The sequence below is a fragment of the Oceanobacillus sp. FSL W7-1304 genome (assembly GCF_037969805.1).
Classification (GTDB): Bacteria; Bacillota; Bacilli; order Bacillales; family Amphibacillaceae; genus Oceanobacillus; species Oceanobacillus profundus.
Map to the genome: position 1 here is coordinate 972692 of NZ_CP150211.1, position 14741 is coordinate 987432.

Here is a 14741-nt window from a genome sequence, read left to right on the forward strand (position 1 = left end):
ACAGTTAAGCATATAACTTATCACAAAGAAGTTAATGCGCCTACTAAAAGCGACTAATTTTAAAGCGTTTCCAAATACATCATAAGGAGTTCAAACAAAATGACACTAAAATTAGTAATTATCGGTGGAGGATCTAGTTATACACCAGAAATTATTGAAGGTATTATTCGTCGTCACGATTCATTTCCTGTAACAGAAATCGTTCTTGTTGATATTAAAACAGGGCAAAAAAAATTAGAAATTATTGGGAATCTATCATTACGAATGATCGAGAAATCGGCAAAATCTATTAAACTATCATGGACATTAGATCGAAAAGAAGCACTAAAAAATGCTGATTTTGTTTCAACTCAAATTCGTGTTGGTGGTTTAGAAGCTCGTTCTAAAGATGAGAGAATCCCTTTGAGTCATGGATTTATCGGACAAGAAACGAACGGTGCTGGTGGAATTTTTAAAGCTTTTCGTACCATTCCGGTATTAATGGAACTTGCTGAAGATATTCATACAATTTGCCCAGATGCATGGATGATCAATTTCACCAACCCGGCTGGAATTGTAACCGAGGCACTGTTGAAGCATTCAGCACATCAGAAGGTGATTGGTGTATGCAACATTCCGTTTAACATGCGTCATTCAACCGCAGAAATTTTAGGGGTATCACCAGACGATGTAAAAATTCAATTTATTGGTATGAACCATTTCGTGTTTGGTCAAAAAGTATTCGTCAATGGGATGGATCGCACAGAAGATGTTCTGGAGAAACTAGTTGGGGATCATTTTGATTATTCACCAGCTAACATTGTAAATCTTGGGTGGTCCAAGACCTTTATCGAATCAACTAGACTGCTGCCTAACCCGTATCATCAGTATTACTTCCAAACCAAAGACGTTCTTGAGAAAGATCTGCAAGCCTATAAAGAAAACGGCACTCGTGCAGAGGTAGTACAACAATTAGAAGAATCGTTGTTTGAACTATATCGTAACCCGGAATTGCGTGACAAACCGAAAGAGCTGGAAAAACGAGGAGGTGCATTTTATAGTGATGTAGCATGTAGTTTGATGGATTCTATCTATAACAATAAGGAAGATGTTCAAACAGTCAACACATTTAATAATGGTGCAATCCCAGATCTTCCAAATGATGCAGTAATTGAAGCCAATTGTATCATTACAAATCATGGTCCTAGACCAATTTCTATTGGACCATTACCAGCAACAATAAAAGGATTAGTCTATCAAATGAAGGCATTTGAAGAACTTGTCATTCGGGCTAGTATCTCAGGGGATTACAATGATGCTTATACAGCTTTATTAATGAATCCATTAATTGGCGATGAAAAGCGTAGTAAAGTTTTACTTGATGAGCTATTAGAAGCACATAAAGCTTATTTACCACAATTCAATTCAAGGGGGGAATTAGAATGAACAATAAGTTTATGCAAAAATTTATTGAAATTGCCGGACGCATCGGTGCACAGCGTCACCTTGTGGCGATTCGTGATGGTTTTGTTGCCATCATGCCATTAATTATCGTTGGCTCACTTGCAATATTGATTAATAACTTTCCGCCGCTTGGCGAGCTTAACTTTGTAGAGTGGATGAATGGAATATTTGGTGAAGGCAATTGGCAAGCAGTTGGGGGAAGTATTTGGAATGGCACATTTGCTGTACTAGGTCTATTAATTGCGTTTTCTATCGCTTATAATTTAGCTAAGTCCTATGAAGTTGATGGACTATCTGCAGGTTTAATTTCAGCTGCAGCCTACATTATGCTTGTGCCAGAAACACCTGATTGGGGCTTGAGCTTTGCTTGGTTAGGTGCCCAGGGATTATTTGTAGCTATCATTATCGCACTCGTGCTTACGGAGATATTCCGATTTCTCGTTAAATCCAAATTCACAATAAAAATGCCAGAAGGTGTTCCAGATGGTGTCGCAAGATCATTCACAGCACTTATTCCAGCTACAATTATATTAATCATCGTAGGATTCTTCCAAGCTATGATGAATGTTTTTGCAGAAATAAGTATATTTGAATTAATCTTTAATGTCATTCAAGAACCGCTTCAAGGGCTTGGTAACACATTACCGGCAGCAATAGTTGTTTCATTCCTTAATCATTTACTATGGTTCTTTGGATTACACGGCACAAATATTATCGGCTCTGTTATTGAGCCTGTATATTTACCACTAATCCAAACAAACTTAGAACTGTTCCAGGGTGGAATGTCCGCATTTGAAGTACCTTATATTGTTACGAAGCCCTTCTTAGATTCGTTCGTATTTATGGGAGGATCTGGAGCAACTATTGCATTACTGATTGCTATCTTTATCGTCATTCGGCATGAAAAAAATCATCCGTATCGAGAAGTTGCAAAGCTTTCTGCACCAGCAGGATTATTCAATATCAATGAACCAGTTATTTTTGGATTACCGATTGTGTTAAACCCTGTCATGTTAATTCCGTTTATTTTAGTACCTGTTACATTAACCGTAACTTCTTATATCGCACTCGCGACAGGTATTGTACCAAAAACGGTAGCTATTCTACCGTGGACCACTCCACCAATATTGAGTGGTTATCTTGTAACAGGTGGAAGCTGGCGTGGCATTGCACTACAATTATTTAATTTGACACTTGCTGTATTAATGTATATTCCATTTATAATGGCAGGCGTTAGAGCATTAAAACAACGAATGGAGGGCTAATCATGTCCACAACAACAGAAGAAATGCAAATGCTTTCATTTAATATCATTTTGCATGCTGGAAATGCTCGTTCACATGCGATGGAAGCAATTGCACTTGCAAAGGAATATAAGTTTTTAGAAGCAAATAAAAAAATCGAACAAGCAGAAGAAGAATTCAACGAAGCTCATCATATCCAAACCGACTTACTACAAAAAGAGGCAAATGGTGAGAAAAATAATATAACGGTCATTCTCATTCATGCACAAGATCACCTGATGACAGCAATGACGGTGAAAGATCTTGCCTTGGAGATGATTGATATGTATAAAAAAATGGAAGCAATTGAGGAGGCTAACCAATGAAAATTATCCTTGTTTGTTCAGCAGGTATGTCAACATCCATGCTCGTAAAGAAAATGAAAGCATCTGCTGATGAAAGAAATCTAGAGGTAAATATAGAAGCAGTAGCAGAATCTCAGCTTAAAAATAACTTAGAAAATCTCGATGTCGTATTAATTGGACCACAAGTACGCTATCTCGAGAAAAAAATTAGAGAACAAGTAGAGCCTAGAGGAATTAAAGTAGATATCATCGACCAATTAGCATATGGTATGATTCAGGGAGATAAGGTGTTGGATCAGGCAATCCATTTAAATAATAAGTAATTAAAAGCAGCTTGTTTATGAACTACTTTTACCTTCAACCTTATTCAAGCATTCTGTAAGATAATCAACTATCGAGGAAATTAAAATTGCGATGGATGTAGACAACAAGAATTGGAAACCAGTGCACTCAAAACAATTGGAAGATTTTAAAGGAAAAGCCATAGAAGTAACTATGACTTCTCCCTTAGTTGTTACACACACTGACTTTTGATACCAAAACAGCCTTGAACTAATGGAATCTAGATTCAAGGCTGTTTTAATTTAGTCATAAATTTATAGTGTTTTTCATTCTTCCCTTTACAAACCGATTTTCCGGTACCTTTAGACCAAGATGATCGCGTAACGTATCACCTTCGTAATCCAGTCGAAATAAATCTCTTTCCTGCAATAGTGGAACTACCAATTCAACAAAATCTTCCAAATCCCTTGGTAACAGAGGAAATTGAATCATAAAACCATCTGTCGCCTTTTCCTTAAACCACTTTTCCATCTCGTTTGCTACTTGAGTTGGTGTACCAATAAATCCGTCTCTTCTAGCTGCGCCGAAAAATCTTGTATAGAGATCTCCAACCTTTAGGTTCTCTTTGTCAATAATCTTTTTCATTTCATTGAATTGACTTTGGATACTATTTACTTTTGGAAATTCCACTTCTTTCGCTAGCGTATCTAGGGAGTATTTTGAGAAGTCCACATTTCCCATATATCCGGAAACAAATTTCAAACTTTCATATGGATCAATCAGTTTTTGTAACTCATTATATCTTTCATGTGCGATTTCTTCCGTTTCACCTACAATTGGCGAAATTCCATGGAGTATATGAAGTTCCTCTTCACTCCTGCCATAATCCGTTAATTGTGATTTTAATGTTTGATAAAATTCTTTCGATTCTTCGATACTATCCCAATGGGTGAAAACAACTTCCGCAGTACGGGCTGCAAGTCGTTGCCCTGGAATAGACGCCCCTGCTTGAATAACTACTGGCTGACCTTGATTCGACCTCGCAATGTTTAATGGGCCTTTTACAGAGAAAAATTTCCCTTTATAATGAAGCTCATGTACTTTATCAGAATCAAAGAACTTCCCTGTTTCTTTGTTATATAAAAAAGCGTCGTCCTCCCAAGAATCCCATAATCCTTGCACAACATCAACGAACTCCTCAGCTCGTTCATATCGGTGATCATGTTCCCAATGCTTTTCTCGGCTAAAGTTTAATGCCGTTTGTCCAGTCGCATCGGCAGTCGTCACAACATTCCATGCAGCACGACCTTCACTTATATGATCTACAGAAGCGAACTGACGCGCAAGTGTATATGGTTCGCTGTATGTTGTAGAGGCTGTGGCCGCAATACCTATTTTCTCCGTTGCCGCAGCCAAGGCTGTTATGAGTACAATCGGGTCAAATCGGTTGACGATTTGTGGATGTGATTCATGGTTGATCGCTAAACTATCCGCAACAAACGCAAGATCAAATTTTCCCTTTTCAGCAATTTGTGCTAGTTTTTGCAAGGCTTTCACATCAATACTCGCATTTGGATTTGATGCTGGATGCCGCCATGAGGAAACATGCATACCCGTTCCAATTAAATATGCCGCTAATTTTAGTTGTCTTTTTATCACTTTTTTCTCTCCCTAACCATTTTCTAATACTTCTTGGGTAAAATCAGTACCCGTTCTTAATTGCTCGAATAGGCTTCTTTATACGTACTTAATTCCTCTAAAGTAATACTTGTTGGAAGATAGTTTCCTTTATACGTTTCCTCAATAAACTCAGCTGTCTGTTCTGATTGATAGATTTCAACTATCTTTTGAAACGTTTCATTCTCTTTATCTTGTTCCCTAGCTGCAATAACATTTATATACGGTTTTGCAGTTTGACTTTCATGAATAAGCGCATCTTTTAATGTTAGGCCTGCCTCTAATGAGACTCCGTTATTTATGACCGAACCAGCTGTATCTTCCATTACGCGAGGTGCATTTGCACCGTCCACTGGGACAATTTCAATGTTTTTTGGATTTTCCTTAATTTTATCTTTTCCACCATTTCCATCAAAGTCATCCACAACCGTTAACAGTCCCGCTTCTTGTAATAGTAGCAATGCCCTTCCCCAGTTAGGTGCATCATTTGGAACAGCAATTTGTGCTTCATCCGGGATATCACTCACAGCATCATACTTACTAGAATACAACCCAAGTGGAGCAATAATTGTTGTTCCAATTGGAACAATATCCGAATTCGTATTGTCATTAAATGAATCTAGATATGCTACATGTTGAAATGCATTTATATCAATATCCTCTTCAATCAGGGCTTGGTTTGGATCATATGCAGATGAGAAATTGACAATTTCAATTTCCAGCCCTTCTTTATCTGCTTGTTCCTTTAAATATTCCCAAGTTCTAAGTTCAGAATTTCGAATACCAACCTTTACTTTTGATTGTTCACCTTCTGCACTTGTATCATTTGAACATGCAACTAATAACACACCTAAAACTAGAAATATAGGAAACATCCATTTTTTCATTATTTACACCCCTCACTGATTTATTCGATTCCTTACACTCTTCTTGCCTTTCGTTCTAGTTTATTTCCTAACCCTTGAATTCCTTGAACGAGAATCACTAAGATAATAACAGTTACTAGAATCGTAATCGTACTAAAACGCTGATAACCATATGTTATTGCAACATCGCCTAAACCTCCGCCACCAATCGCACCTGCCATTGCTGTCGCTCCTATTAATCCAATAGTTGCTGTCGTTATACTTAAAATTAATGAAGAAAAGGCTTCCGGCATTAAAAAACGATAGATTATTTGAAGTGGTGTCGCTCCCATCGATTTTGCTGCCTCAATAATTCCTTCGTCCACTTCTAATAACGAATTTTCTACTAGCCTTGAAAAATAGGGCCCAATATGAAGCACAAGTGGAACAATTGCTGCCGTCGTTCCGATAGATGTCCCTACAATTAGTCTAGTTAAAGGAATAATTGCTACGAGAAGAATAATAAATGGAATCGACCTAAAGATATTAACAATTGGATTCACGATTGAAAAAATAAAACGATTTTCCAGGATATGTCCTTTTCTAGTTACAACTAATAAAATCCCTAAGAAAATTCCGATAATCCCTCCAAAAAAGAGTGAAACACTAACCATGTAAAGCGTTTCCCACAAAGCATTCACGATCAACTCTGTACTTACTTCCATCTTCCAAAACCTCCTTTACTTCAATATTTTGACTAATGATAAATGCTATTCCCCGTTTAATTTCATAGTCATCACCAATTAACTCAACAATTAAATTACCGAAAGGAATACCTTGCAACTCCGTAATATTTCCAAACAGAACGTTAATTTCCACATTATATATTTTCGCTGTTTTCGAAACGATTGGTTGCCCGGAGTCCGTTCCAAAAAATTCAATTTTGAAGATACGACTGTCATCATTATTATCTTTTAATAGTCGATACACACTTTCCGGTACTTCCTTGAACAACTGATCTGACAAAGTTTCGTGTCGTATCAGTTTTTGGTTGAGCAAAAATATCAAACACATTTCCCGTTTCAATTACATGGCCATCTTCCATTACCGCAACCCGATTACAAATTTGTTTTATGACTTCCATTTCATGGGTGATTATTAATATCGTAATCTTGTATTCCTCGTTTATCCGTTTTAATAAATTTAAGATGGATGTTGTCGTTTCCGGATCTAGTGCCGATGTAGCTTCATCGCATAATAATATGGAAGGATTCGTTACTAGTGCTCGAGCAATTCCAACACGTTGCTTTTGGCCACCAGATAACTGATCGGGATAATTGTTCGCCTTCTCCTCTAATCCAACAAAACGAAGGATTTCATATACTTGCTCTTTTACTGCTTTCTTATTATATCCACTTAGAAATAATGGCATAGCCACATTATCGAAAACCGTTTTGGAGTTTAGAAGATTAAAATGTTGGAATATCATACCAATATCTTTCTTAGCTTGTCGTATTTCATTTTCAGACAGTTTTGCCAGATTTCTTCCTTCGACAATAACCTCGCCCGATGTGGGATATTCTAACAAATTAACGGTGCGAATCAGCGTACTTTTCCCAGCTCCACTGAAGCCGATAACTCCAAATATATCACCTTTTTCAACAGTCAATTGAACATCACTTAATGCCTCAACTTTCTTTCCTCCACTATCAAATACTTTTGAAACCTGGTTAAATTCTATCAATATACACCCTCCTATTCACGTAGTACATTTCATCAAAATGCAGGAACGACTGCACCTTCGTATTCTTCCAGTATAAACTCCCTAACCTTTTCCGTTGTTAATGCTTCAGCAAGCTTTTGGATCAATTCCGTATCCTTGTTGTCAGTACGAGACACTAAAACATTGACATATGGTGAATCAACGCCTTCAATAATTAATGAATCTTCTAGCGGTTTAAGATTAGCTTCTAACGCATAGTTTGTATTAATTGCAGAAGCATCTACATCATCAAGTGAATGAACTAAGAGTGGTGGGTCAACCGGAACGAATTCTAAGTTTTTATTATTCTCAGTAATGTCTTCCAGTAAATAATCACCTGATTTTTCATCATCCAGTTCAATAATTCCATTTTCTTCAAAGAGTATGAGTGTTCTTGAGAAATTGGAAGGATTATTCGGAATTGCTATTTGTGCTCCATCAGATAAGTCGTCGATTGAATTGATCTTTTTCGAATACACCCCAAATGGTTCAATGTGAATCCCTTCCACCACTACTAAATCTAATCCACTGTCCTTGTTGACTTGGTCTAAATACGGCGTATGCTGAAAGAAGTTTGCATCTAAATCCCCATCTGCTGTCTGTTGATTTGTTTGAATACCGTCTGTTGTATTCACTATTTCTAGTTTCACACCATCCGCTTCCAAATCTGGTGCAATAAACTCCAAAATTTCCGCATGTGGTACAGAAGCAGCACCAACTTTCAATGTCACTTGCTCATTTTCGGAAGCTGTCCCCGTTTCATTTCCGCAACCTGCTGTCACAAACAATCCCACCGTTATAATCGTTAAAAGAAAAACCCTTCTAATTTTCATTTTCTGCACTCCTATTTTTCAAATTGTATTTTTCAACCTGTTTCACTGCAGGAACCTTGTTTAAGCTTGCTTTCTCATCTTGATTAACTCCATTATTAAATTTAGCGTTCATTCAACTCTGATCGAGACATGCTAATGTACTCCTCTAAATATCTAACCTGTAACATTTCGATAGAATATTTCTTCTGGAAAAATCCTTTGACTCATCCCGTTCGAATCCCAGCTTTTCATAAATTTGTATAGCACTTGCCATGAAGTCGGTCGTATGCAAATATACGTTGGACTCTCCAAGAGCTTGAGCATCATTGATGACGGCTTTTAATAGCGCTTGGGCAACACCACGACCTCTTGCACTAGGGTGAACTCCGAGTAATCTAATGATAGGTGCTTGAATTTGAAGTTCTGGTTTTTCATATGCTTTTTCCGCAGAACGAAATAGCTGCAAGCTGCCTAGGATATCCTGATTAATTTTAGCTACAAGAATTTTATCTACATTTGGATTATCAATAGATGAGACAATCCGTTCTGAATAGTCCTTCCACCCTTGTGGGGTGAAATAAGCCTCGTACTGTTGATAGCTATCGATCAAAACGCGACGAACTATTTCAATATCCTCTCTAACCAATTCATTGACAATGATTGGATTGCTCATTAATTTACGCATTGCTACCCCCTATACATACCTTTTCAAGTGGACGCATTAATTGGAAAGAACGAAAACGCTCTGTTTTTTTTCGAATTGGCGTATGCAAAATAAATTCATCTACCTGGTATGCATGATGAAGCCTTGTTAATTCTTCGCTTACATATTCTTGCGTTCCAGCAATTATATCCGCTGCTTTTTCTTCTATTTCAAATGGTCCTCCTGCTTGTTTTTTAAATGCCTGTACTTGCTCTTTCGATTGGACGGTTAATGTCCGCCCATCATGAAGGTGAAGTGTGAATAATTTATGATCTTCTACTAACTTTTCTGCTTCTTCTTGGGTTGGTGCTGCAAGTGCGGCCAAAGCTACAATAAATTCCCCTTCATTAAAATTCCGTTTAAAAGTTTGAGCAGCTTCTTTAAGCTTCTTTTCATCGCTATTTAAAAATTTTGCAAAAACAAAATTAATCCTTAAATCCGCGGCGATCTTAGCACTATTTGCACTTCCGCCGAGCAAATAAATTTCAGGTTTCTTATCTGGCCTTGGTAAAGCTTGGATGCCTGACAGTGGGTGATCATGCTCAACGGAATCGTCTACTAATCTTTTCAAAAAATTTAAACGCTCATTAAAATCTTTTCCATCATTTCTTTTTCCATTTTGTAATGCTCTCGTTGATAATGGAAATCCACCAGGTGCTTTCCCAATACCCAGATCTACCCTTCCAGGGGCAAGCGTCGCTAAGACATGAAAATTCTCTGCAACCTTATACGGACTATAATGTTGTAACATAACTCCCCCCGATCCTATTTTTATTGAATTTGTTCGTGCTAACAAGTGTGACATTAATACTTCGGGTGATGAACCAGCTACCTGTTCCATATGGTGATGCTCAGACACCCAGAAGCGAGCGTAACCCCATTCTTCCGCTTTTATCGCCAATTGAATGGTGTGTTGAAGTGCATCAGCAGCTGTCTTTCCTTTGAAAACTGGACTTTGATCAAGAATTCCTAGTTTATATGTCATTCATTTTCCTCCAATTTTTTTACACCTATTTAATTGCAAAAGGCAGCTTTCCATTCCGGTCGGAATAGAAGGCTGCCTTTAGTTGTCTAATCGGCATTCCTTATTTAGTTCGTTGTTTTTTTTCTTGTGCTTGGTAACGTTTTTTCTCGGTCGTTTCAATTTGTGTAACTTCATCATCATGAACGGTTATGATTAAAGATCCAAATTTAAGTTTTTTTAATTCAGATATGATGTCTGTAATTTTCTTGTCATCCACACTTGCCACAGGATCTCCCCCTTTAACGGAATGATTATACAATAGAAAAATTAAAAAACCTCTTCTACGCAAATAAGAAGAGGTTTTGTCATGTATAAACATGGCTCTTCTTATCTGCCAAGCACATAGGCTTGCTGGAATTGGCACAGTACTGAATAGTCTGTTGCCGAGGTTTCAAAGGGCCAGTCCCTCCACCTCTCTGGATAAGAAAATAAATGATTTAGTTTTTAAGAAGAATAGTTGCAATGTGTTGTACGTATTAAACTCAAAGGACTCACCTACATCCTTCGATAAAGTCAATCCAATTCTAATATTTTAAATATTAGCACTCATGGAATCGCCTGTCAAGAGCAAATAACAAATTCACCATAAATTCCGATGTGAATGCTTGTATATTAATTTAATAGACCATTGAGACAGGATTCCATTGAACAGACCCATTAAAAAAGCCAACTTATTCGGTAACATTCTCCGCACCTTATCTCCATGGTAGGAGAAAATCTAGCTGCTGGCCAAGCAAGCTGTATTTTTGCCATGAAGGATTGATAAACTCACTCGTCCACCGTGAAAACAAATTGCATAAAGATTTTCAATCACTCGCAGGCGGGGTTTCATTTAATACCGCATCACTACCATGTAACAAAGTCAACTCTCTATATCTCACCCTCACCTTGTATAGCGAAAGCGGAGATTTCTAACATTACTTTCCGATCATATATGATTCATCCATCCGTTCTTTACTACCTTTCGAGAAGATCGTTGCTTAAATTTGCATTATTTCCATACATGAAGTAAAACTTAAGAAAGCTATTACAAATTCATTCTAGATGAGGAAACGGAGGGTAATGTATGGATAAAATTGAAGTTGGTGAAGTTTTTACAATTAGTGATGAAACAGATGTTGATCAGGAAGTAGAAGTACTTGCCAAGGTTACATTGGAAAATATAGATTACGTCGCAGTCAGCTTTTTAGAAGATTTGCAAGAGGATAGTGATGAGGACATTGATATCTTCTTTCTCAAAATCGATGATGATGGTGAATTATCTGCAATTGAAAGTGATGAAGAGTTCGATAAAGTATCCGAGGCATTTGATCAAATCCTAGAAGAAGATTAACAAAAGGAGCGATAATCTCTTATATAGAGGGATTATCGCTTTTTTTCAAGGCTTAGAACTCTATATCCTATTAAACAGTCGTTTCCATATTACTGACATCATTTTATAACCTACAGATTAGAATAATTATAGTACGAATAATTCTAAACTGATAGAGGGATTTGGAAGTACGCGTTTTTCTATATAGAATCAAAAAACCTTAAATTTTAGTTTTGATTACAGTTTAAAAATGATATAATTTCATCATTGCTTCGTTTAATTAATGTTACAAATTAACAGCAATGGAAGGCGGATTGGAATGAAACTAACAAAAGAGGAATTAAATATTTTATCGATACTTGAAGAAAACCATAATGTATCAACAGAATCCATTGCATTGCAGCTTGGAATAAGTGAAGAACAAGCACAAATGACCATCCGAAAACTAGAAGATGAAAAAATTATTGTTAGCTACCCAACACTTATTGATTGGAATAAAATAGAGGGAAAAGAAACAATTGTAGCAATGATTGATGTTAAAGTAACACCAGAACGTGGTGTTGGCTTTAATGAGGTAGCTGAACAGATTTACCGCTACCCAGAGGTTCAATCACTGTACCTTATGTCAGGTACCTATGATTTATCTGTAACCGTCGAAGGTAAAACAATGAATGAAATTGCAGCTTTTGTATCCAATAAATTAGCTACAATTGATAATGTCGTATCCACTACAAGCCACTTTATGCTAAAGAAATATAAGCATGATGGCGTAATTATTGAAGGAAATGATGATAAAGATCGGAGAATGGTGATTACCCCATGAGTATAGACTTTCAAAACTACTTATCAACTACAGCAAAAGGATTAGAACCATCTGGAATACGAAAATTCTTTGACTTAGCAGCAAGTATGGAGGATGTCATTTCACTTGGTGTTGGAGAACCAGACTTTGTTACACCGTGGAATATTCGCGAGGCAACAATTGAAGCACTAAAAGACGGTCACACATCGTATACAGCAAATGCCGGGTTATTAGAATTACGTCAAGAAATATCTAATTATTTGAAAAGAAATTTTAAACTTAGCTATCAACCAGAGGACCAGGTCATCGTCACCGTAGGCGCAAGTCAGTCCTTGGATTTAGCATTCCGAGCGATTTTGAATCCAGGAGATGAGGTACTTATTATCGAGCCTGCCTTTGTTTCTTATACAGCGCTTGTAACATTGGCTGGTGGGATTCCAGTCCGCATTGCAACATATGCAGACAACGACTTTAAAGTAACGCCAGAGCAGCTGGAGGCAGCCATAACAGATCGAACAAAAGCAATTTTATTATGCTCCCCTAGTAACCCAACAGGCTCCTGTTTAAATAGAGCAGAGCTAACAGAAATTGCCCAGGTTGTGGAAAAACATGACCTGCTTGTCGTTACCGATGAGATTTATGCAGAGTTGTCATATGATGAGGAATTCACTAGCTTTGCTGCAATTCCTGGCATGTATGATCGTACAATCGTCGTTAATGGATTTTCAAAGGGATTTGCAATGACTGGCTGGCGTTTAGGTTTTCTCGCTGCACCCCGTGAATTTATACAAGTAATGGTGAAAATTTACCAATTCACGACAATGTGTGCACCAACGATGCTTCAGCTTGGAGCACTCGAGGCCTTACGTAATAGTGCAGATCAAGTTGAAAAAATGAGGCAAAATTACTGGAGACGAAGAAATTTCATGGTCCAATCGCTGCGCACGATAGGATTGGATTGTCATACACCAGGCGGGGCATTCTATGTTTTCCCTTCTATTCAGAAAACAGGACTCACATCCGAAGAATTTGCCGCTCGTCTTCTGCAAGAAGAAAAGGTTGCCGTTGTACCAGGGAATGCCTTCGGAGCATCTGGAGAAGGCTATATTCGATGTTCCTATGCAGCTTCCATTGAACAGCTCGAGACTGCAATGAAACGAATTGGACGATTTATTCAATCATTAGAATTAAAAGAAGAAAAGGTTTTAGAGAAAGTACGATAAGAATAAAGCAATGTGCCTACTTGGTCATCGTAGTAGCACATTGCTTTATTTGTTTCATTTAATTTACAATAAGATCTACATAGAACTCCATATACAATAAAAAACGCCTTACAGATTGTCATTTCTGCAAGACATTTTATTTTTTCGAGGCTATAGTCTCTAGTTCAATACTTTCTTCCGTTTACTTCGTTTCGATTCATCAATCGCTAATGTTCCAGTTTCCACTCCTAGTTCATCCAACCATCTGCGATATGCAATGGTCAACGCGTCTGATTTAAGGTGCATTTCTATTTGCAAGTCTAAAGGAAGCAGTTCTGGTTTTTGACTCTCCACAATATCTAAATCTTGATAGAAAATCGTATCCTGGAATTCAATAAACGAATCATCAGACTGTTCAAGATCATAATTTCTCGTTAATAGCATAAACACCTTCGTTTGTTCGTTATCTTCTTGGTTTACAGTTGCGAGTATCGTCAATGCTTCGTCTGAACCCTCCGTTGTTTTTGTAAATCGTGCTGTCGTTGGATTAAGAATTTCATAAACGTAATCTGCGTAGCCGCCTTTTGAACGTCCATCTGGATTCGGTTGATACACAGGTATCTTACTTGTAATAAAACGATTATCGATAAAATTCACATCGTAATCAACAATCTCAGCATGGTCTTCATCTCCAAGCATACCTTCATGCACAAACATAAGATGCGACACATCCAGGAAATTTTCGATAATTCTTGGTGCATTTGCTTTTACATCATATGGACCGCAAATAGCAGTACGATATCCCGCTTTATCATATTCCGGATAAGCAATCATTGGATCTGGGTCATCACCCAAATTAACCCAAATCAAACCGAAAGATTCCTGCGCATGGTAAACCGTTGCTCTCGCTTTCTTCGGAATAGGTCTTTCACATGGCAATGCCGGTATTTTCACACATTCGCCAGTATCATTGTATTCCCAAGCATGGTAGGCGCAAACAAGGTTTCCATTCTTTACCTTTCCAAGCGAAAGTGCCGCTCCGCGGTGGATACATAAATCTTTAAATGCATGTACGCCCTTCTCATTACGAAAAATCACGACACGCTCACCCAAAACAAATACCTGCTGTGGATCTTCTTTTAATTCATCCGCTTTATAAACCGGGTGCCACTGGTTCCATAATCTATCTTGTTGCATAACGATAAACTCCCCTTTTATTTAGAGAACTTAGCATTCGTCAGGAATTCTTAAAAGCGTTATTTTGCTTTATTAGAAGTCCTTGTAATTTG

General features: G+C 37.5%; 16 protein-coding genes, 1 pseudogene and 1 riboswitch. Of the genes and pseudogenes, 7 read left to right on the forward strand and 10 right to left on the reverse strand.

What is annotated here, in order from left to right:
- The first annotated feature begins 99 nt into the window (after nt 1-99).
- Genes NYE61_RS04885 through NYE61_RS04900 form a run of 4 tightly spaced genes read left to right on the forward strand, consistent with a single transcriptional unit; the run spans nt 100 to nt 3354 of the window.
- Entirely contained in the window at nt 100-1425 is a 1326-nt protein-coding gene (locus tag NYE61_RS04885; protein ID WP_339316973.1) for a 6-phospho-beta-glucosidase, read from the forward strand.
- Nucleotides 1422-2708: a PTS sugar transporter subunit IIC gene (locus tag NYE61_RS04890; RefSeq protein ID WP_095307485.1), complete on the forward strand. Its 1287-nt coding sequence runs from the start codon at nt 1422-1424 to the stop codon at nt 2706-2708. Before NYE61_RS04885 ends, NYE61_RS04890 begins: the two co-directional genes overlap by 4 nt.
- Before the next feature lie 2 nt (nt 2709-2710).
- Nucleotides 2711-3052 (forward strand): PTS lactose/cellobiose transporter subunit IIA, encoded by a 342-nt coding sequence (locus NYE61_RS04895; protein WP_118890280.1) that lies wholly within the window; start codon nt 2711-2713, stop codon nt 3050-3052.
- Complete coding sequence (locus NYE61_RS04900; protein WP_095307488.1) at nt 3049-3354, forward strand: PTS sugar transporter subunit IIB; 306 nt, start codon at nt 3049-3051, stop codon at nt 3352-3354. The genes NYE61_RS04895 and NYE61_RS04900 overlap by 4 nt, the downstream gene beginning before the upstream one ends.
- Before the next feature lie 265 nt (nt 3355-3619).
- Here NYE61_RS04900 and NYE61_RS04905 read toward each other — a convergent pair whose 3' ends face one another.
- From NYE61_RS04905 to NYE61_RS04945, 9 genes and pseudogenes are all read right to left on the reverse strand, one after another.
- Nucleotides 3620-4972, reverse strand: coding sequence for an LLM class flavin-dependent oxidoreductase (locus NYE61_RS04905; RefSeq protein WP_095307490.1), 1353 nt, complete (start codon nt 4970-4972; stop codon nt 3620-3622).
- A 56-nt stretch (nt 4973-5028) separates the two neighbouring features.
- Nucleotides 5029-5877 carry a MetQ/NlpA family ABC transporter substrate-binding protein gene (locus NYE61_RS04910; RefSeq protein ID WP_095307491.1) on the reverse strand — a complete coding sequence of 283 codons (849 nt, stop codon included), beginning with the start codon at nt 5875-5877 and terminating at the stop codon, nt 5029-5031.
- Nucleotides 5878-5909: 32 nt separating this feature from the next.
- Complete coding sequence (locus tag NYE61_RS04915) at nt 5910-6560, reverse strand: methionine ABC transporter permease (protein ID WP_095307494.1); 651 nt, start codon at nt 6558-6560, stop codon at nt 5910-5912.
- Nucleotides 6502-7579, reverse strand: a pseudogene (locus tag NYE61_RS04920) (methionine ABC transporter ATP-binding protein). The gene NYE61_RS04915 and the pseudogene NYE61_RS04920 overlap by 59 nt, the downstream one beginning before the upstream one ends.
- A gap of 32 nt (nt 7580-7611) precedes the next feature.
- Complete coding sequence (locus tag NYE61_RS04925; protein ID WP_095307497.1) at nt 7612-8430, reverse strand: MetQ/NlpA family ABC transporter substrate-binding protein; 819 nt, start codon at nt 8428-8430, stop codon at nt 7612-7614.
- Complete coding sequence (locus NYE61_RS04930; RefSeq protein WP_285844896.1) at nt 8420-8542, reverse strand: hypothetical protein; 123 nt, start codon at nt 8540-8542, stop codon at nt 8420-8422. Before NYE61_RS04930 ends, NYE61_RS04925 begins: the two co-directional genes overlap by 11 nt.
- Before the next feature lie 33 nt (nt 8543-8575).
- On the reverse strand, nt 8576-9094 hold the full coding sequence (locus tag NYE61_RS04935) for a GNAT family N-acetyltransferase (RefSeq protein WP_251659964.1): 519 nt from the start codon (nt 9092-9094) through the stop codon (nt 8576-8578).
- Nucleotides 9087-10097: an LLM class flavin-dependent oxidoreductase gene (locus tag NYE61_RS04940; protein WP_095307499.1), complete on the reverse strand. Its 1011-nt coding sequence runs from the start codon at nt 10095-10097 to the stop codon at nt 9087-9089. The genes NYE61_RS04935 and NYE61_RS04940 overlap by 8 nt, the downstream gene beginning before the upstream one ends.
- Nucleotides 10098-10197: 100 nt before the next feature.
- Nucleotides 10198-10362: a DUF2292 domain-containing protein gene (locus NYE61_RS04945; protein WP_095307500.1), complete on the reverse strand. Its 165-nt coding sequence runs from the start codon at nt 10360-10362 to the stop codon at nt 10198-10200.
- A 98-nt stretch (nt 10363-10460) separates the two neighbouring features.
- A riboswitch (SAM riboswitch) is annotated at nt 10461-10563 on the reverse strand.
- Between the two features lie 639 nt (nt 10564-11202).
- Between NYE61_RS04945 and NYE61_RS04950 the strand changes: the two genes are divergently transcribed.
- From NYE61_RS04950 to NYE61_RS04960, 3 genes are all read left to right on the forward strand, one after another.
- Nucleotides 11203-11469, forward strand: coding sequence for a DUF1292 domain-containing protein (locus tag NYE61_RS04950; protein ID WP_095307502.1), 267 nt, complete (start codon nt 11203-11205; stop codon nt 11467-11469).
- A 298-nt stretch (nt 11470-11767) separates the two neighbouring features.
- The gene (locus NYE61_RS04955) at nt 11768-12271 is read left to right on the forward strand and encodes an Lrp/AsnC family transcriptional regulator (protein WP_303451298.1); all 504 of its coding nucleotides are present in this window, start codon (nt 11768-11770) and stop codon (nt 12269-12271) included.
- Nucleotides 12268-13473 (forward strand): aminotransferase, encoded by a 1206-nt coding sequence (locus tag NYE61_RS04960; protein WP_095307506.1) that lies wholly within the window; start codon nt 12268-12270, stop codon nt 13471-13473. The genes NYE61_RS04955 and NYE61_RS04960 overlap by 4 nt, the downstream gene beginning before the upstream one ends.
- Nucleotides 13474-13632: 159 nt before the next feature.
- Here NYE61_RS04960 and NYE61_RS04965 read toward each other — a convergent pair whose 3' ends face one another.
- Nucleotides 13633-14649: an aromatic ring-hydroxylating dioxygenase subunit alpha gene (locus NYE61_RS04965; protein ID WP_303451294.1), complete on the reverse strand. Its 1017-nt coding sequence runs from the start codon at nt 14647-14649 to the stop codon at nt 13633-13635.
- Between the last annotated feature and the right edge of the window lie 92 nt (nt 14650-14741).

Excerpts from the sequence above, each read along its gene's own strand:
- NYE61_RS04885 (WP_339316973.1), top strand. The coding sequence starts at position 100 with ATGACACTAAAATTAGTAATTATCGGTGGAGGATCTAGTTATACACCA.
- NYE61_RS04890 (WP_095307485.1), top strand. The coding sequence starts at position 1,422 with ATGAACAATAAGTTTATGCAAAAATTTATTGAAATTGCCGGACGCATC.
- NYE61_RS04895 (WP_118890280.1), top strand. The coding sequence starts at position 2,711 with ATGTCCACAACAACAGAAGAAATGCAAATGCTTTCATTTAATATCATT.
- NYE61_RS04900 (WP_095307488.1), top strand. The coding sequence starts at position 3,049 with ATGAAAATTATCCTTGTTTGTTCAGCAGGTATGTCAACATCCATGCTC.
- NYE61_RS04910 (WP_095307491.1), bottom strand. The coding sequence starts at position 5,877 with ATGAAAAAATGGATGTTTCCTATATTTCTAGTTTTAGGTGTGTTATTA.
- NYE61_RS04915 (WP_095307494.1), bottom strand. The coding sequence starts at position 6,560 with ATGGAAGTAAGTACAGAGTTGATCGTGAATGCTTTGTGGGAAACGCTT.
- NYE61_RS04925 (WP_095307497.1), bottom strand. The coding sequence starts at position 8,430 with ATGAAAATTAGAAGGGTTTTTCTTTTAACGATTATAACGGTGGGATTG.
- NYE61_RS04930 (WP_285844896.1), bottom strand. The coding sequence starts at position 8,542 with ATGAACGCTAAATTTAATAATGGAGTTAATCAAGATGAGAAAGCAAGC.
- NYE61_RS04935 (WP_251659964.1), bottom strand. The coding sequence starts at position 9,094 with ATGCGTAAATTAATGAGCAATCCAATCATTGTCAATGAATTGGTTAGA.
- NYE61_RS04940 (WP_095307499.1), bottom strand. The coding sequence starts at position 10,097 with ATGACATATAAACTAGGAATTCTTGATCAAAGTCCAGTTTTCAAAGGA.
- NYE61_RS04950 (WP_095307502.1), top strand. The coding sequence starts at position 11,203 with ATGGATAAAATTGAAGTTGGTGAAGTTTTTACAATTAGTGATGAAACA.
- NYE61_RS04955 (WP_303451298.1), top strand. The coding sequence starts at position 11,768 with ATGAAACTAACAAAAGAGGAATTAAATATTTTATCGATACTTGAAGAA.
- NYE61_RS04960 (WP_095307506.1), top strand. The coding sequence starts at position 12,268 with ATGAGTATAGACTTTCAAAACTACTTATCAACTACAGCAAAAGGATTA.
- NYE61_RS04965 (WP_303451294.1), bottom strand. The coding sequence starts at position 14,649 with ATGCAACAAGATAGATTATGGAACCAGTGGCACCCGGTTTATAAAGCG.